This is a genomic window from Aureimonas jatrophae (assembly GCF_900104035.1).
In the GTDB taxonomy this organism is placed as follows: Bacteria; Pseudomonadota; Alphaproteobacteria; order Rhizobiales; family Rhizobiaceae; genus Aureimonas; species Aureimonas jatrophae.
The window spans coordinates 286296-303888 of the sequence record NZ_FNIT01000001.1; the positions used below are offsets into that span (position 1 = coordinate 286296).

At 69.2% G+C, this 17593-nt stretch carries 14 protein-coding genes and 1 other annotated feature; of the genes, 9 read left to right on the top strand and 5 right to left on the bottom strand.

Translation table 11 applies throughout. The annotated features are described in order from the left end of the window. Window positions 1-11: 11 nt before the first annotated feature. A complete protein-coding gene (locus BLQ76_RS01370; protein WP_090667776.1) occupies window positions 12-974 on the bottom strand; it encodes a Tim44 domain-containing protein in 963 nt (320 codons plus the stop codon). 195 nt (window positions 975-1169) lie between these two features. On the opposite strand from BLQ76_RS01370, the gene BLQ76_RS01375 reads away from it, so the two are divergent. From BLQ76_RS01375 to BLQ76_RS01385, 3 genes are read left to right on the top strand one after another with little or no spacing between them, the layout of a single operon-like run. Beyond that, entirely contained in the window at window positions 1170-2363 is a 1194-nt protein-coding gene (locus tag BLQ76_RS01375; RefSeq protein ID WP_090667779.1) for an MFS transporter, read from the top strand. A gap of 56 nt (window positions 2364-2419) precedes the next feature. Further along, a complete protein-coding gene (locus BLQ76_RS01380) occupies window positions 2420-3052 on the top strand; it encodes an SCO family protein (protein ID WP_280140042.1) in 633 nt (210 codons plus the stop codon). Further along, entirely contained in the window at window positions 3049-3909 is an 861-nt protein-coding gene (locus BLQ76_RS01385; protein ID WP_090667782.1) for a 50S ribosomal protein L11 methyltransferase, read from the top strand. The genes BLQ76_RS01380 and BLQ76_RS01385 overlap by 4 nt, the downstream gene beginning before the upstream one ends. A gap of 45 nt (window positions 3910-3954) precedes the next feature. Here the strand turns inward: BLQ76_RS01385 and BLQ76_RS01390 are convergent, their stop codons facing one another. Both BLQ76_RS01390 and BLQ76_RS01395 read right to left on the bottom strand, forming a co-directional pair. After that, window positions 3955-4164: a hypothetical protein gene (locus BLQ76_RS01390; RefSeq protein ID WP_090667785.1), complete on the bottom strand. Its 210-nt coding sequence runs from the start codon at window positions 4162-4164 to the stop codon at window positions 3955-3957. Window positions 4165-4356: 192 nt separating this feature from the next. Continuing rightward, window positions 4357-4836 (bottom strand): MerR family transcriptional regulator, encoded by a 480-nt coding sequence (locus tag BLQ76_RS01395; protein WP_090667788.1) that lies wholly within the window; start codon window positions 4834-4836, stop codon window positions 4357-4359. A gap of 284 nt (window positions 4837-5120) precedes the next feature. Between BLQ76_RS01395 and BLQ76_RS01400 the strand changes: the two genes are divergently transcribed. The 4 genes from BLQ76_RS01400 (at window position 5121) to BLQ76_RS01415 (ending at window position 11324) form a co-directional block, all read left to right on the top strand. After that, window positions 5121-8993, top strand: a complete 3873-nt coding sequence (locus BLQ76_RS01400) for a peptidoglycan-binding protein (RefSeq protein WP_139183892.1) — start codon at window positions 5121-5123, stop codon at window positions 8991-8993. Window positions 8994-9084: 91 nt separating this feature from the next. Then, a complete protein-coding gene (locus BLQ76_RS01405; protein ID WP_090667794.1) occupies window positions 9085-10011 on the top strand; it encodes a sulfite exporter TauE/SafE family protein in 927 nt (308 codons plus the stop codon). Window positions 10012-10043: 32 nt separating this feature from the next. Continuing rightward, complete coding sequence (locus BLQ76_RS01410; RefSeq protein WP_425285132.1) at window positions 10044-10826, top strand: TIGR02186 family protein; 783 nt, start codon at window positions 10044-10046, stop codon at window positions 10824-10826. A 3-nt stretch (window positions 10827-10829) separates the two neighbouring features. Continuing rightward, window positions 10830-11324 (top strand): DUF3429 domain-containing protein, encoded by a 495-nt coding sequence (locus BLQ76_RS01415; protein ID WP_090667799.1) that lies wholly within the window; start codon window positions 10830-10832, stop codon window positions 11322-11324. A gap of 6 nt (window positions 11325-11330) precedes the next feature. Here BLQ76_RS01415 and pdeM read toward each other — a convergent pair whose 3' ends face one another. Next, window positions 11331-12050, bottom strand: a complete 720-nt coding sequence (gene pdeM, locus BLQ76_RS01420) for a ligase-associated DNA damage response endonuclease PdeM (protein ID WP_090667802.1) — start codon at window positions 12048-12050, stop codon at window positions 11331-11333. A 117-nt stretch (window positions 12051-12167) separates the two neighbouring features. Beyond that, window positions 12168-12222: a sequence feature (sul1 is cis-regulatory element that is thought to sense ions involved in sulfur or methionine metabolism; They are found in Alphaproteobacteria), on the top strand. A 77-nt stretch (window positions 12223-12299) separates the two neighbouring features. Between pdeM and BLQ76_RS01425 the strand changes: the two genes are divergently transcribed. Beyond that, window positions 12300-13799 (top strand): SulP family inorganic anion transporter, encoded by a 1500-nt coding sequence (locus BLQ76_RS01425; protein ID WP_090667805.1) that lies wholly within the window; start codon window positions 12300-12302, stop codon window positions 13797-13799. Window positions 13800-13849: 50 nt separating this feature from the next. Further along, on the top strand, window positions 13850-15010 hold the full coding sequence (locus tag BLQ76_RS01430; RefSeq protein WP_425285127.1) for an HPP family protein: 1161 nt from the start codon (window positions 13850-13852) through the stop codon (window positions 15008-15010). A 4-nt stretch (window positions 15011-15014) separates the two neighbouring features. On the opposite strand, the gene BLQ76_RS01435 is transcribed toward BLQ76_RS01430, so the two are convergent. Continuing rightward, window positions 15015-17576, bottom strand: coding sequence for a ligase-associated DNA damage response DEXH box helicase (locus BLQ76_RS01435; RefSeq protein WP_090667807.1), 2562 nt, complete (start codon window positions 17574-17576; stop codon window positions 15015-15017). Between the last annotated feature and the right edge of the window lie 17 nt (window positions 17577-17593).

The window sequence follows — 17593 nt, forward strand, 5'->3', positions numbered from 1 at the left end:
GGTGGGAACGGTCAGGACTGGATGGCCGAGAGCTTCCAGCTGTCGCCGCGCTCGCGCACGAAGGTCCAGATCTCGGTCGACTCCACGGGTCGGTTCTCGACGCCATCGACGATCGCGCCGGTGCGGCGGTCACGCGTCGTCTCGCGCATGCCGTAGCGCATGGCCACCGTCGCATACTCGCGGTTGCCCTCGCGCCAGCTTTCCGCAACGTCGCCCTGCAGCAATGTCACGTCGCTCGCCTCGGTGCGGATGCCGCGCGCCTCGTTCTGGGCCATCTCTTCGGCGAGATAGCTCGCGACCTCGGGCGTCGCGATCCGATCCAGGGCGTCGTGGTCCTCGCGGCTGAACGCGGCCTGAAGCGCCACGAGGCGTTGCTCGAACACGTCGAGGTCGGCAGGCTTCACGCCGACCGCATCCGTGCCCGGACGCCCGACCGCCGCACCGCCGCCGCCCGCGCCACGCAGGGGCTGGGCGCCGTGCATCGTTTCGGCCTCGCGGCGCATCGGGTTCATGCCGGCCATGGCGGGCTGCTGCGCGTCCTTGCGACGGCGGAAGAAGCGGATGGCGAGCATCACGACCAGCGCGATCAGGAGACCCTGGACCAGAAGACCGAGGAACCCGGCGAAGCCGCCGAAACCCGCGCCCATCAGAAGCCCGAACAGGCCGCCGATCAGGAGACCGCGCATCAGCGTGCCGCCGAGCCCCGAGCCGAAGCGGCTCGCGCGAGCGCCTGCCGCGCCGGCAGCGGCGCCGGCGGCCGGAGCCGCTGCCTGACCCGGCGTCGTCATCGAACGCTGCACCGGCGCGGCGGCCGGAGCGGTGTTGGTGGCGGGAGCCGACTGGTAGGTCCGCGTGCCTCGGCTACCGAACGACCCGCCGCGGCGAGCCTCGGCGTAGTCGACGGCCATGCTGGAGAAGATCAGCGTCAGGGCTGTCAGGCCCACGGCAAAGCGAGCGAAGGGGCGACGGGTCATGAACTCAAGCATCCTCGAGGGCGGTGTAGCCACGATATAGGTTGGCCGTACGGTCTTTTTGAATGAGCGCGGACGCTTCGTCCCCGCACGTCGCGTTCACGATTGCGCCATCACCCCGCTGGCATCGGCCGCCCCCGATCCGTTTGCACCGCACAACCGAGCGGCCTATACCGCGCGGGAAGAAGGACCCGCTCCATGTCCCCGATCGTGTCGGAACCTGCCATCGTCCGCCTGTCGCACGGCGCGGCGCTCGCCATGGCCATCACGAGTGGCCTCCTGGCCGCCAACCTCTACTACGCCCAGCCGGTGGTGGCTTTGATCGGCCAGGATCTCGGCATGCCGCCGGCGCTGGAAAGCCTGATCGTGACCGCCGCGCAGATCGGCTACGCGCTCGGCCTCGTTCTTCTGGTGCCGCTGGGCGACGTCGTGGAGAACCGTCGGCTGATCCTGGCGAGCATGGGCGCCTGTATCCTGGGCCTGGTCGGGCTCGCGCTGGCGCCTGCCGCTGGCTGGCTCTTCGTGGCGACGCTTCTCGTGGGGCTGACCTCGGTCGGTGCGCAGATGATCGTCCCGCTGGCCGCTCACTTCGCCGCACCGAGCGAGCGGGGCCGGATCGTCGGCAATATCATGACCGGGCTTCTGGGCGGCATTCTCCTGGCGCGCCCGCTGTCGAGCTTCGTCGCCGGGCTGGTCGGCTGGCGCGCGATCTTCTGGATCTCGGCCGCGCTGCTGCTGGTTCTGGCGGCGATCGGCAGCCGCGTTTTTCCGGAGCGTCGTCCCGGGCACCGGCAGAGTTACGGCGCACTGATCGCCTCGCTGGCCGGCCTCCTGCGGATGCAGCCGGTCCTGCGGCGTCGCGCCATCATTCACGCCGCGCTTTTTGCGAGCTTCGCGCTGTTCTGGACCGGCGCGCCGCTTCTTCTTCTCGGCGAGCCGTTCCATCTGTCGCCGCAGGCGATCGCGGTGTTTGCGCTGAGCGGGGCGCTGGGCGTCCTGGCCGCGCCGGTCGCCGGGCGCCTGGCGGATCGCGGCCACACCCGCGCGGGAACCGTCGGCGCGTTGCTTCTGGCGGCCGCAGCCATGGCGTTGGCCTTGGTCGCATCCCATTCCCTCGCTGCGCTCGTGATCGCCGGTATCCTCCTCGACCTCGGCGTTCAGGCCAACCTCGTGATCGGCCAACGCGAGATCTTCCTGCTCGACGGCACGATCCGGAACCGCCTCAACGCGGTCTTCATGTCGACCTTCTTTCTCGGCGGAGCGTTGGGCTCGGCGCTGACCAGCCCGTTGATCGAGGCGTTCGGCTGGCATGCGGTGGCGCTGCTTGGCGCCCTGTTCCCGCTCGCCGCGCTCGCCTACTTCCTGTTCGGCGAGCGACGCCGCGCCCGCTAGTCGTCCGTCGCACCCGGCGCTAAGACGGGCGCGACACGCAGAAGGACATCGATGCCATGCCTGCCACGCCTCCGCCCGTCCCGACGCCGCGTCGCCGGATGCCGGTCCTCCGCATGGGGCTCTGGCTGCTGGTCGCGGCCGTTCTGGCGCTGCTGGTTCTCGTCTGGGCCTTCGGACGCATGGAAACGGCGAACGTCGCGGACGCGGCGGCCTACGGAACGCCGTTCCAGCTCGTCGACCAGAACAACCAGCCGGTCAGCGAGGCGGTCCTGCGCGGGCGCCCGACCGCGTTGTTCTTCGGCTTTACGCATTGCCCGGACGTATGCCCGACCACGCTCTACGAGATGGCCGGATACCAGAAGGCATTGAAGGCGGAAGGCAAGGATCTCGGTGTCGTCTTCGTGTCGGTCGATCCCGAGCGCGACACACCCGACATCCTGCGGACCTATGTCGGGGCTCTGTCGCCCGACATCACCGCCGTCACCGGCGATCCGGCGAAGGTCGCGGAGATGGTGAAGGGGTTCGGCATTCACGCCGCCAAGGTCGCGCAGGGCGACGACTACACGATGGACCATACGGCCTCGGTGATCCTCCTGGATCGCGATGGGCGTTTCGTCGGAACGATCGCCTATGGCGAGGACCCGAAGGCCGCTCGCGCCAAGCTCGAGCGCCTGACGGAGCGGACATGACTCAGGTCCGCTTTCACGCCGAAGGAAGCCGCGCCAGCGTGACGCCCGTCTTCGACCGGCTCGACGCGCGTTTCGGCGAGGAGGGCGCTCCGGTCTCCATGGTGGAACTCGACGAAGCCGCCGACCGGCACGAGGTCTCCGTCTACTTCGAGGATGGCGACGAGGTCGATGCGGACGCCGTGCACGCCGCGTTCGCGCCGCTCAGCCCCGCACGGGAGGACCTGCCGGACATCGACTGGATGGCGAGCGTCTTGGCGGATCTGAAACCCGTACGCGCGGGCCGCTTCCTCGTGCACGGCGCCCATGACCGACATCAGGTCCGGCCGCACGATCTGGCGATCGAGATCGAGGCGGGACAGGCCTTCGGGACCGGCCATCACGAGACAACCGCGGGCTGCCTGGAGATGGCGGGCCGGTTGATCGCCCGTCGTCGGCCCCGGCGCGTTCTGGACCTCGGCACCGGCAGTGCGGTTCTGGCGATCGGCGTCGCGAAGCTGGCCCGCATCGCCGTGACGGCGACCGATATCGATCCTGTGGCGGTCCGTGTCGCGGCGGCGAACGCTCGGCTCAACGGCGTTCACACGCTGGTGCGCACCAGCGTCGCGACGGGCTTGGAGGGAGGGGAGATCCGGGAGCGGGCTCCGTTCGACCTGATCCTGGCCAATATCCTGGCGGGTCCGCTGATGCGCATGGCGCCGCAGATGGCGGCGGTGCTGACGCCGGGTGGGGACCTAGTCCTGTCGGGCATTCTGGCGCGCCAGCGCCGAGCGGTTCTGGCGGCCTATCGCGGGCAGGGGATCTACCACCGCGCGACGCTGTGGCGGGGCGACTGGGTGACGCTTCACCTGTCGCGCTGACGGCGCCCGCGCAGAGCGCGGGCGTTTCCGGTCGAGGCCGCTGCCTCAGAAGCGCTGGGGCGCCGAGGCCTCGAAGCGCGAACTTGCGAGCGTGCTGGCGAGATTGACCGACTCGATGTCGAGCATCATCAGCCGACCCGTGCCATGCATCGAGCGAGCCGACGGACGCGACCGGTCGCCGGTCACGGGACGGCGCACCGGAGCGCGCAGGTGAGAGGAGACGTAGCCGAAACGTTCGGTGCGGGCGGACAACATGGAATTCTCGGGCCTTTCGGGATTTTCACAGCTCCCGAGCCAAATATGATGCACTGCAGCAGGATCAGCTACCCATCCCGCTGCATAGGTTGTCTTCGCCCCATGCACGGCAATCGAGCTGTATTGTTCATGATTTCTTCATGAACACGCAGGGCGTCGGGCCGAGCCCGACCCCGCATGACCGGCCGACCGTCAGGCCGAGCCGCGCCCTTCGCGTTCGCGAACGAAGTTCATCGTCACATCCATCGCGTGGAGCGACTGCTGGATTTCTCGCTCCTGCTCCTGAAGGATCTTGCGCTGCTCCTCCATGCGCGACAGCGCGAACTCGATCTGCTTCCGTTCGCCGTTCGGCTGATAGTAGATCTCGATGATCTGCTTGGCCTCGGTCAACGAAAAGCCGAGGATCTTGCAGATCAGGACGAGACGCAGCCGCATGCGGTCGCGCCGCGAGTAGAGACGCGTCGTACCGCGCCGCTCCGGCGACAGAAGGCCGCGATCCTCATAGAAACGAAGCGTCCGCAGCGTGACGCCGAACTCTCGTGCCAGGTCGCCGATGCGATAGGTCTCGCGCTCGTCGACCCCTTCGGTCCCGATCGAGAGGCCGAGCAGCTGCTCGATCCCGACGCGGTTCTCCTCCTCGTCTGCGCGTTCGGCGTCGTTCGATTCTGTCATGTCATGCCACGCATTGACGCAGGCTGCGCCATTCGAGGGTTTCGCGGACGTCGCCCGGCCGAGCGAATCCGTCGCAATAGGAAACAATTTGGGTCGACTTCTCAAGTCCGGACAAACCGAGGGGTGGTTCGTCAATCCAGCTTCAATCCCGCTTGTCTTTCTATTCCGTTACCGAAATCCACCGACACGACCTGTCGGCATGGAGAACGGCGGCGAGACGGACAGCTCGGCCACCGGACAACACACGACGTCAGGGGCGGGCAATGTCGCGACAGGATGCGCAGGTGCAGAAGCGAACAGGGGACGCCGGACAGGGAACCGAGAATTCCTTCGCCTCGCTCAGCAAGACGTTGGAAGATCTGGAAGCGCGCCTGACGCGCTTGTCGAGCTCGCCGAGCCGCCGCGCTGCCGAACCGGCTGCCGCCGGGCCCGTGCGGGCGGCGGTGCCTACCGCCGATGTCGCGCTCCCGACCCAAGCCGAGTTCACGCTGGAAACGCCGGCGCCCACGCCCAGCGACCGCCTTCGCGCGATGACGCAGGCCCGCCGCTCCCGCAGCGCGCTGTCCACGGAAGCCTCGCCTCTCGCCATGGAGCGCCAGCGCCTGGCGGCCGCGCTCCAGGAGCCGGCCAAAGCGGCCGAGCCGGCGCGACGCGTCCGGACCTCGGCGCAGGCCGCCGAGGAGATGCGCCTTCAGAACGAGACGCTCGCGCTGGTTCGCGATCTGGCGGGCGAGGTCGGCCAGTTGCGCTCGGAGGTCGGCTCCCAGCCGGCCGCGCTGGATAGCCGCTTCGAGGAACTGCGCACGTCCTTCGTGGAACTGAAGCGCATGATCGGTGCTCGCGAGGGGGCCGACCGCATCGGGGCCGAGATCTACGAGATCATGGAGGCGCTGACCGAACTCACCGCGGGCACAGCGGACCAGGGCTCGCTCGACGCCCTGCGTGCCGAGGTCGATCAGATTTCCGGCCTTGTCGGCCAGATGGCACGCGAAGAGTCCCTGGAGGCGGTGCAGCGTCGTTGGGACGAGTTCGAGTCGCGCATCGGCGACCGGATCGAGCTCGACAACCAGGCCAAGCGTGATCTGCGGGTCGAGCTGGAGCGTCTGCGCGGCTCGCTTCGCTCGCTCGCCACCGAGGAGCAGATCCTCGCCGTCCAGCAGCGCTGGGACGAGTTCGAGTCGCGCTATCTCGAGACGGCCCGTGTCCAGACCGAGGAGACGCTGACGCGCTTCCTGCGCGACGAGCTCGGCACACTGCGCGACAAGCTCGACGACGTCGTCGCGCAGACCGGCGAGGCGGCCATCGCCGCCCGCATCGAGGCCGCCTCGGAGCGGACCCGCGAGGCGCTGGAAGCCAGCGTCGAGCGCCTGTCGGATCGGATGGGCGAGATCGAGCTGACGCTCGCAAGCCTGCCCGAACTGCTGCAGGTCGACCGCATGGAAGCGCGTATCCAGGCGCTTGCCGAGGGCGTGGAAGCGTTGACGCGCGAGGTCCGCGACCCCGATCTCGATCGCTTCGCGATCGTCGAGGAGCGGTTGGACGATATCTCGGCGGCGCTTCTGGTCGCCACCACGACCGAGCGTCGCGTCGAGATCGACATGGCGCCGGTGGAGCGCATCGAGGCTCGCGTCGCCGAACTCACCGCGCGGGTCGACAGCTTCGTCGAGGCCGGCCACGCCGACATCCTGTCCACGCAGATCGCGGTTCTCACCGAGCGCATCGAGGGCATGGGCGCCCGTCCCGCCAGCGACGAGGAGATCGTGCGGCGCATCGACCGCCTGTCGGAGCGCGTCGAGACCCTGTTCCGCTCCGTCGCTCCGCCGATCGATACGGCGCTGTGGGAGGAGCGGCTCGCCACCATGGCCGCGCGCCTCGAAGAAACGGCGGCTGGTCACGGAATGGATGCCGAGGCGGTCCGTGCGCTCGAGGTGCAGATCCAGCGCCTCGCCGAACTTCTGGGCGACTCGGCGCTTCTGTCGGGGTCCGACGGCGAGATGTCGCGCCGCCTGGATGCGGTGGAGCAGCAGCTCGGCGAAAGCCGCGAGGCGGTCCTGATCGCCGCGCGTACCGCCGCCGAGGAGGCCGTTCGCCGCATGCAGGAGGAGGGGCTCCGTCGGGAGACCGCCTATGTTCAGGAACTCGCCCAGGATCTGCGCAACCTCGAGGCGCTGAGCCGCGACAGCGACGAGCGGACCTTCGGCGTCTTCGATGCGGTCCACTCGACGCTGACCAAGATTGCCGAGCGTCTGACCTCGATCGAGGCCGAGATGCGGGCCGAGGGTGCGCCGCCGGTGCTGCGCGAGGCCACGCGAGCCGAGGCCGACGACGCCCGCCGCATCGAATGGGCGGCCGCTCGCGTCGCGGTCGGCACCGGGGTCGCCGAGGCGAGCGAGCCGAAGGGGTTGCGCGCCGCGATCAACCGGCGCCTTGCACGCCGCACGCCGCCGGCCGTCCGTCCGGCCGAGGTCGAACCACGCGTCGAGCCCGAGGTCGTCTCCGCCGCAGCGCCCGCGCCGGTCGAGACCGCCGAGACGCTTCCGCCGCCCGCCGAACTCGATGCGCCTGCGCTTGACACCACCGACATGGTGATGCGCGAGGCCAATCGCCCGCTCGAGCCCGGTTCGGGAACGCCTGATATCGCCGCGCTTCTGGAGCGGGTGCGCCTGCAGCAACGGGGCCTCGAGCCGGCGAGCCCGGAGCCGGCCGCCAAGGCCGACTTCATCGCCGCGGCCCGCAAGGCGGCCATGGCCGCGGCCGCCGAAGCCGAGGCGCTGCGCGAGCGCGACCGGCAGGAGCCGAGCGACGGCAAGGCCGCTTCGCGCCGCAGCCGCAAGCCGATCCTGATGGCGGTGGGCGCCGTGCTCATGGCGCTGATGGCGATCCCGCTTGGGCAGCGCTATCTCGAGAACAACGCGGCCGCGGTCGCCGAGGCCGTCGACGAGGCGCCGGTCCTGGCGTCCTCCGACGCGAACGAGCTGGGCGCCGCGGGCGGTCCCGCCGACAGCCTGACGGTCGCGAGCGTGCCGCCGCACGAGGAGGTTCCCGCGGCACCGTCTGAGGCGCCGCCCGAGGCGGTGGCCGAGGCCGAAGCTCCCGTAGCGGAGACGGTTCCGCAGGCCGAGGCGGTCGCGCAGGCCGTTCCCGAGGCATCGCCCGTCGAGGACGCCGCCGCAGCGGCGGACGTGTCGGAGCCGGCGGCCGTCGCGGACGTGGCCGCCGCGCCGCCCGCGCCGATGGCGGATGCCGACCTTCTGACGCTGGCCGCACAGCGCTTGCCGGCGACGGCTCAAGGGGCGCTGCCCGCGCTTCCTGCCGGCGTGGATGCGCCCAAGCTCGTCGAAGCGGTTCAGCGCAACGAGCCGATGGCTCTCTTCGAGGTCGGGCTGCGGCTGATGGAAGGGCGCAACGGGCCGGCCAATCCGGCGGGCGCGATCGACTGGTTCGGTCAGTCCGCCGCGCGCGGCTTCGCGCCCGCCCAGTACAGCCTCGGCACGCTCTTCGAGAAGGGCAACGGCGCGACGCGCGATACCGTGGCCGCCAGCCAGTGGTACCGGCTCGCCGCGGACCAGGGCAACGTGCGCGCCATGCACAACCTCGCCGTTCTCTATGCCACCGGCATCGACGGTCGTTCCGATCCGGCGGCCGCCGCGCAATGGTTCGAGAAGGCCGCCGCCCACGGCATGCGCGACAGCCAGTACAATCTCGGCATCCTCTATGCTCGCGGCTCGGGCGTCGATCAGGACCTCGCGCAGTCCTACCGCTGGTTCTCGATCGTCGGCGCGGCCGGCGACAAGGACGCGCAGGACAAGAAGGTCGAGGTCGCCAAGAGTCTGTCGCCCGAGCAGAAGTCGCAGATCGACGCGGAGGTGGCCGCCTGGAAGCCGCTGCCGCGCTCCGAGGAGGCCAACACGGTTCGCGTACCGGCCGATTGGAGCGTCAGCGAGGGTCGGACGGCCTCGGTCGACATGACCCGCGCGATCCGTAACGTGCAGGCCATCCTCGGCAAGCTCGGCTACGATGCCGGCACGCCGGACGGCGTGGTGGGTGCGCGGACCGAGGCGGCGATCCGTCAGTTCCAGTCGAAGTCCGGTCTGGAGGCGACGGGCCGCATCGACGAGCCGCTGATCCGGGCGCTTCTGGAGCGCAAGGACGCCTGATCGGCGCGCAGGATGGTTTGACTTGGGAAAGGGGTTCGGGCCATGTCGGTCCGGGCCCCTTCTTGCATCGCACAACGTCGAGAGTTGCGGCGTGCTGCTCTATCTTCCGATCGCGGAAATCTCGGTCAACGTCTTCGTGATCGTCGCCATGGGTGCGGCGGTCGGCTTCCTGTCGGGCCTGTTCGGGGTCGGCGGCGGCTTCCTGATCACGCCGCTCCTGATCTTCTACAACATTCCGCCCGCCGTGGCGGTCGCGACCGGCGCGAACCAGGTGATCGCCGCGTCCTTCTCGGGCGCGCTCGCGCACTACAAGCGCGGCACGGTGGACCTGAAGCTGGCGGCGGTCCTGATCGCCGGCGGTATCGTCGGGTCGGCGATCGGCGTGTGGATCTACACGCTCCTGCGACGGATCGGGCAGCTCGATCTGGCGGTGTCGATCCTCTACGTCCTGCTGCTCGGGACCGTGGGCGGGCTGATGCTCGCCGAAAGCGTCCAGGCCATGCGCCGCGTGAAGGGCGGCGGCTCGGGCGAGGTGCGCCGGGGCCATCACAACTGGGTTCACCGGCTGCCGCTCAAGCTGCGCTTCAAGCGCTCCAAGCTCTACGTGTCGGCGCTGCCCGTGCTCGGCCTGGGCGCGGCGATCGGCATCCTCGGCTCGGTGATGGGCGTCGGCGGCGGGTTCATCCTCGTTCCCGCGATGATCTACCTTCTGCGCGTTCCGACCAGCGTCGTGATCGGCACCTCGCTCGTCCAGATCATGGCGACCGCCGCGATCACCACCATTCTCCAAGCCGCGACCAACGAGACGGTCGACGTCGTGCTGGCCTTCCTTCTGATGCTGGGAGGCGTCGTCGGTGCACAATTCGGCGCACAGGCGGGCGGCAAGCTGCGCGGTGAGCAGTTGCGCGCGCTTCTGGCGCTTCTCGTGCTGATGGTGGCCGCTCGTCTCCTCGTGGAACTCGCGGTGGTGCCGGGCGACATTTTCTCGATCGCCCTGCCGAACGGGGGCGAGGGGTGAGGGCGGGGCTGGCAGCGATGGCCGCGGTGGCGCTGGCGCTCCTCGCGGGACCGGCGAATGCTCAGCCGGCCGACACCGCGCCGCGCGCCGAGCAGCCGCTGCAAACCGAAACCTTCGAGATCGGCCTGTCCACCGAGACGATCGCCGTGGGCGCGAACTTCGGCGGCGCGCGGCTCGTCGTCTTCGGCGCGCTCGACAATGCCGACCAGCGGCTCCTGCGCCAAGGGCGATACGACATCGCGGTGATCCTGGAAGGGCCGCGCCGCGACCTCGTCGTGCGCGAGAAGAGCCGCGTCTTCGGCATTTGGATCAACAGCCGGTCGGAGCGCTTCCGTGCCGTTCCGCAATCCTATTCTGCGGCCGCGACGCGGCCGCTGCGCGACATCGCATCCGCCGAAACGCTGCGCCAGTTCGGCATCGGCATCGAGAACCTCGCCTTCTCGCCGCTGCGGCCGCCCACCGGGCTCCTGGACGAGCGCGCCGACTTTTCCGGAGCCCTCAGGCGTCTCAAGACGCAAAGCGGCCTGTTCGCGGACGAGGTCGGCACGGTCGAGTTCGTGAGCCCGACGCTGTTTCGCGCCAACCTCGTCCTGCCCGCCGACCTGCCGGTGGGCCGCCACGTCGCACGGGCCTTCCTGTTTCGTGAAGGCGTCTATCTTCGTGAGCGCGACGAGGATGTTTGGGTTCTGAAGACCGGTATCGAGAGCCGTATCTCCGCCTTTGCCGCCGAGAACGGCGTCCTGTACGGCGTGCTCGCGGTATTCGTCGCCATTCTGACCGGCTGGCTCGGCCGGCTGGCCTTCAAACGGGATTAGCAGATGCAAAAGGAAATCGACGACCGGCCGCGCCGCCCGCGCTCCGAACAGATGGTGCGCGCCGCCTGGATCCTCGGCCTGGGCGGCCTCATCCCGTTCGTGGTCGGCACGTTCCTCATCGTCACCAACAACGAGATGGTGGATCCGACCACGCTCTGGGGCGCGGTCTCCGCCTATGCCGCGGTGATCCTGTCGTTTCTCGGCGGCATCCGCTGGGGCGCGGCGCTGAACGAGACGGGGCGGCGCTCGCCCACCACCCTGGCGCTCTCGGTTCTGCCGTCCATCGCCGCCTGGGTGATCGTGCTCCTGCCGGCTCCCTGGAGTTTCGTGGGCTTTGCGGTCGCCTACACGGTTCAGGGCGTCTGGGACGTGACGGCGATCCGGGAGGGGCGCATCGAGACGCCCTGGTTCGCCCAGCTGCGCGTCGTGCTGACCGTCGTCGTCGTTCTTTGCATGATCGCCGTCAGCATCGCCACCAACCAGCCGCTGGCCTTCTGAACGCGCTCAGCGCGGGCTCAGCATCCGGAACGGGATCGGGTAGATCCGCGCCGACCCGATCACCAGCGCGCGGGCGGCCTCGGCGTCGAACAGGCCGCCGAAGGCGCGGTCGAGGACGTTGAGACCGCCTGTCGTCACGCCGAAGCTCGGCATCACCATGCGGGCGCCGTCCGTCGCGAAGCATGCGCCCCGCACCGATCCGCCGCGCCCCGCGACGCGCGCCACCGGGTGAAGGTGGCCTGCGATCTCGCCGGCTCGCGGACCGGCCGTGGGCTCGTGGCGCAGCACGAACGGGCCGATCTCGACCTCCTCGGCCGCTCGGCCGCCCAGACCCTCGGGGGGCAGGGGATCGTGGTTGCCGATGATCCAGATCCAATCGCGCCCCTCGGTCAGGCCGCGCAGCTTGGCACGCAACGGCTCTGGCATGAGGCTCGCGCCGGCGCGATCGTGGAAGCTGTCGCCGAGCGCCACGACGCGGGCCGGGCGATAGCGCGCCAACGCGCCTTCAAGAAGGCCAAGCGTCGCCGAGGTATCGTAGGGCGGCAGGAAGGCACCGCGCCGAGCGAAGGCCGCGCCCTTTTCCAGGTGCAGATCCGAGACGACGAGCAGGTTCTCGTCGGGCGCGAAGACGACGCCGGACGGATCGCAGACGAGGCGTCCTCCGTTCAGAAGCGTCTCCACGCCCTCGCACTCCGCCTGCCTGATCCGCCGCGCCAGACTGTTCATGCCATTCGTTCCCGCCTCTCGTGAACCCTTGGAATCGTCTCGCAAGTCGTTTGGCAAGGCGTCCACAGGTCGCGCCCGCTTGCCTTGACGGTGAAACGCGGCGATAACGCGGTGCACAACGGACCCGGCCCACGCCGGGTGGCTATGCCGGGCGCCGATCCCCCGGCCAATCCAGACGACGCAGCTTCGCAAACGAGCCACCGCCCGACCTCCCGGCGGCGCGTCGTCCAGATCTCGTGTTTTTCGCTCATGTTCACATCCGCCAACTGGCGCGCCGCACCGTTCGGCACGCGAGCCGAATGGTTCGGCAACGTCCGGGGAGACCTTCTCTCCGGCCTCGTGGTCGCGCTGGCTCTTATTCCCGAAGCCATCGCCTTCTCGATCATCGCGGGCGTCGACCCGCAGGTCGGCCTCTACGCCTCCTTTTCGATCGCTGTCCTGATTTCGATCTTCGGCGGGCGGCCCGGCATGATCTCGGCCGCGACCGCCGCGACCGCGGTCCTCATGGTCACGCTGGTTCGCGACCACGGCCTTCAATATCTCTTCGCCGCGACGATCCTAGCCGGCATCATCCAGGTCGCCGCCGGTTTCCTGCGGCTCGGCGATCTCATGCGCTTCGTGTCGCGCTCCGTCATGACGGGCTTCGTCAATGCGCTCGCGATCCTGATCTTCCTCGCGCAGCTGCCCGAGCTGATCGGTGTGCCGTCGATGACCTACGTCCTGCTCGCCGGGGCGCTCGCCATCATCTACCTCCTGCCGCGCGTCACCACTGCCGTGCCGTCGCCGTTGGTCGCGATTGTCGCGATCACCGCCGTCGCGCTGGCCTTCGGCATCGACGTGCGGACGGTCGGCGACATGGGCCAGCTGCCCTCCAGCCTGCCGACCTTCTTCCTGCCCGACGTGCCGCTGAGCTTCGAGACGCTGCGCATCATCGCGCCCTATTCGATCGGCATCGCCATGGTCGGCCTTCTGGAGTCGCTGATGACCGCGCAGGTCGTCGACGACCTGACCGATACCGGCTCCGACAAGAATCGCGAATGCGTCGGTCAGGGCATCGCCAACTTCGTGACCGGCTTCTTCGGCGGCATGGCGGGCTGCGCCATGATCGGCCAGTCCGGCATCAACATCCGATCCGGCGGGCGCGGGCGCCTCAGCTGCTTCTTCGCGGGCGTGATGCTGCTATTCCTGATCGTGGGCTTGAGCGACTGGGTCGCCGTGATCCCGATGCCGGCCCTCGTCGCCGTCATGATCATGGTCTCGATCGGCACGTTCGACTGGGGCTCGATCCGCAGCCTCGTGACCCATCCCCGACGGTCCTCGGTCGTGATGCTGGCGGTGGTGATCATCGTCGTCTGGACCCACAACCTCGCGCTCGGCGTCTTTGCGGGCGTCCTGCTGTCGGGCCTGTTCTTCGCCTCGAAGATCGCGCAGATCTTCGCGGTCACCTCACGGCGCGAGGGCGACACGCGCACCTACACGGTCGAGGGCCAAGTCTTCTTCGCCTCGGCCGGAAAGTTCGTCGACAGCTTCGACACGCGCGAGCCGGTCGCTCACGTCGTGATCGATGTGACCCGCGCCCATATCTGGGATCTCACCGGCGTCGGCGCGCTCGACAAGGTGGCACTACGTTTCCGTAAGGCCGGCGTCGAGACCGAGGTCGTCGGCCTCAACGAGGCGTCGCGGACGATCGTCGACAAGCTCAGCATCCGCAACCGTGCCGACGCGCTGGAGCTGTCGTCCGGGCATTGAGGCGCGCCGGGCGGGCTTGGCGGCCCGCGCGTCGCGGATCATAAGGCGTCATGCCCATGCGCCCCTGGATCCTCGGTCCCGTCCCCATCGCCGTCAGCTGGCGGGAGCGCCTGCGCTCCGCGCTTGGCGCCTCCGTCGGCATTCTCGGAACGGGTCTCGTCTGCACGCTCGCCCTCGGGTCCGCGCCGTCGCTACCCGCGCTGATCGCGCCGATGGGCGCCTCGGCGGTGCTCCTCTTCGCCGTGCCCGCCAGTCCGCTCGCCCAACCGCGTTCGATTCTCGGCGGAAACCTCGTCGCCGCGATCGTCGGCGTGGCCTCGGCACAGCTCGTGCCCGATCCGCTCGCGGCGGCGACGCTGGCGATCGGCGTCTCGATCGCGATCATGATGTCGCTGCAATGCCTCCATCCGCCGAGCGGCGCGATCGCGCTGACGGCGGTGCTCGGCGGCCCCGCGATCCGGGACCTTGGATTCGGTTTCGTGGTCTGGCCGGTGGCTGCGAACTCGCTTCTCCTGCTCCTCGTCGCGGTCGCCTACAACCGTCTGGCCGGGCGCTCCTATCCGCACCGTCCCGCGATCGCAGCGCCCGCGCGCCAGACGCGCGACGTGCCGGCCGAGGGACGCGTCGGCATCACGTCGGCCGATCTCGACGCGGTTCTCTCCGAGTACGACGCGCTCCTCGACATCAGTCGCGGTGATCTGGAGGGCATCCTGCGACAGGCGCAGCTGCGTGCCTTCGGGCGCCATGTCGGCCGCGCGACCTGCGCCACGATCATGTCGCGCGACGTCGTCGCCGTCGCGCCCGACGCCTCGATCCGCGAGGCCTTCGACCTCATCCGTACACATCACATCAAGGCGCTGCCGGTCACCGGCGACGATGCGCGCGTGGTCGGCATCGTCACGCAGACCGATCTGCTCGATAAGGCGGCCTGGGGCGCGAAGGGTCCGAGGCTTGGATTGAGGCACCGTCTGTCGTTGGCCGCGACGCGCGGCCGCGCACCCAACGGCAGCATCGCGGACATCATGACCGCCCCGGTGCGCACCACCACGCCCGACGCGCGACTCGCCGACATCGTGCGCATCATGGCGGGAGCCGGCCTGCATCATCTGCCGGTCGTTGAGTCGGACGGACGGCTGGCCGGCATCGTCTCGCAGTCCGATCTCATCGTGGCGCTGCTCGCCGAGCGCAGTCTGGAGGGTGCGCCCGCCTGAGACCTCAGGTCAGGTAGTTCGAGCGGTAGCGGCTGGCCTCGCCCAGCGCGCGGATGATGAGGTCCTGCTCCATCGCCTCCTGCAGAACGTCGTCGCGCGCCTCGCCGTCGACGCGCTCGCGCCCCGCCTCCAGCATGATCGGAACGGCGAGCGGCGAAATCTCGGCCAGATCGCGGTGCAGGATATGCCGCTTGATGCGGGCGAGAAGGTCCGACACGCGCTTGACGTCGAGAAGGCCGGTCGCCGCGTCCGCCCAGGTCGCGCGCAGGAGGATGTGGTCGGGCTCGTGCTGGCGCAGGACGTCGTAGACAAGGTCCGACGAGACCGTCATCTGCCGCCCGGTCTTCTCGCGCCCGGGATGGTTCTTGGTGACGAGCCCGGCGATCACCGCGCATTGCCGGAAGGTGCGCTTCAGAAGCCAGGAGTCCGCCATCCACGCTTCCAGGTCGTCGCCCAGCATGTCCTCGTCGAAGAGCTCGTCGAGCGAGAGTCGCTTCGTCCCGATCATCTCGCCCATGTCGCCCTTGCCCCAGATCGACAGGGCGTAGTCGGTCGCGACGAAGCCCAAGGGCTTGGCGCGCATGCGCTCCAGGCGGCGCGTCAGCAGCATGCCGAGCGTCTGGTGGGCGAGCCGGCCCTCGAACGGGTAGGCCACCATGAAGAAGCGGTTGCCGTTCGGAAAGGTCTCGATCAGGAGGTCGTTCGGCCCCGGGATGCTCGACTTGCGCGCCTGGATCTCCAGCCAGTCGTGCACCTGGGGCGGCAGGGCGTCCCATTGCTTCGGGTCGGCCAGCATCTCGCGCACGCGCGCTGCGAGAAATGTCGTCAGCGGAAACTTCTGGCCGCCGTAGTAGGGCACCTTCGCCTCGTCGCCTTTAGCCTTGGTGACGAGGCATTCCATCTCGTGGATGCCCTCGAAGCGCAGCACCTGGCCGGAGAACAGGAACGTGTCGCCTGCAGCCAGGGTCTCCAGAAAGTTCTCCTCGATCTTGCCGAGCACCGGTCCGCCGCGGCTCATGCCGGAGCGCGTCTTGGCGCGGATCAAACGCACGAGCAGCGTCTCGGACTCGATGATCGTCCCGGCGTTCATCCGGTAGCCCTGCGCCACGCTCGGATGGGTGATGCGCCAGGTGCCGTCCTCGGTCAGCCGGATCTTGGCGTATCGCTCGTAGACGCGCAGCGCATAGCCGCCGGTCGCCACGAAGTCGACGACCTGGTCGAAGGTCGTGCGGTCCATATCGCGGTAGACGCTGGCGCTCGTCACCTCGGCATAGAGGTCGTCCGCGCGGAAGGGCTCGGCACAGGCCATGCCGAGCACGTGCTGCGCGAGAACGTCGAGGCAGCCCTCGCGCATCGGCGGGGAATCCTGCGCGCCGAGATAGTTGGCGTCGAGCGCCGCCTGGCACTCCATGACCTCGAAGCGGTTGGCCGGCACGAGGATCGCCTTCGAGGGCTCGTCCATGCGGTGATTGGCCCGGCCGATCCGCTGTGCCAGGCGGGAGGCGCCCTTTGGCGCGCCGACATGCACCACAAGATCGACGTCGCCCCAGTCGATGCCGAGGTCCAGCGTCGAGGTTGCCACCACGGCGCGCAGTTCGTTGGCGGCCATGGCAGCTTCGACGCGGCGGCGCTGGGACACGTCGAGCGAACCGTGGTGGAGCGCGATCGGCAGCGTGTCCTCGTTGATGCGCCAGAGCTCCTGGAACAGGAGTTCGGCCTGAGAGCGTGTGTTGACGAAGAGAAGCGTCGTCTTGTGCGCTTGGATCGCCTCGTAGATCTCGGGCATGGCGTAGCGCGCCATGTGACCCTGCCAGGGCACGCGCTCCTTGGACTTCAGGATCGTGATCTCGGGCTTGGCGCCGCCCTCGACCGTCACGAGGTCGGCCTGATGCCGGTGGTCGGGCTCCTGCGCGACCAGCCACTCGCAGAGTTCGGCCGGGTCGGTAACGGTGGCCGAGAGGCCGATCGTGCGAAGGCCCGGCGCGTGCTTACGCAGGCGCGCAAGACCGAGCGCCAGGAGGTGGCCGCGCTTGGATGCGACCAGCGAGTGGAGCTCGTCGAAGATCACGGTCGACAGGTCACCGAAGAAGTCGGCGGCGTCGGCATGGCTGAGGAGGAGCGCCAGCTGCTCGGGCGTCGTCAGAAGGATGTCGGGCGGGCTGGCCTTCTGGCGCTGCCGGCGCGAGGCGGACGTGTCGCCGGTGCGTGCCTCCATCTTGATGCGCAGCCCCATCTCCTCGACGGGCATGGTGAGGTTGCGCTGGATGTCGGTGGCGAGCGCCTTGAGGGGCGAGATGTAGAGCGTATGGACGCCGGGCAGCCGCGTGCCGGGACGGTGCTTCGGTCGCCGCGACAGGTCCACCAGCGAGGGCAGGAAACCGGCCAGCGTCTTGCCCGCGCCGGTCGGCGCGATCAGAAGGGTCGAGCGGCCCGCTTCGGCACGTGCGAGGAGGTCGAGCTGGTGCGGGCGGGGGCTCCAGCCCTTCTTCGCGAACCAGCGCAGGAAGACCTCCGGCAGGGCGAAGGTCTGGTCGGGGCTGAGGTCGGGCGGAAGCGGCGCGGTCACGCCCCTTAAGGTATGGC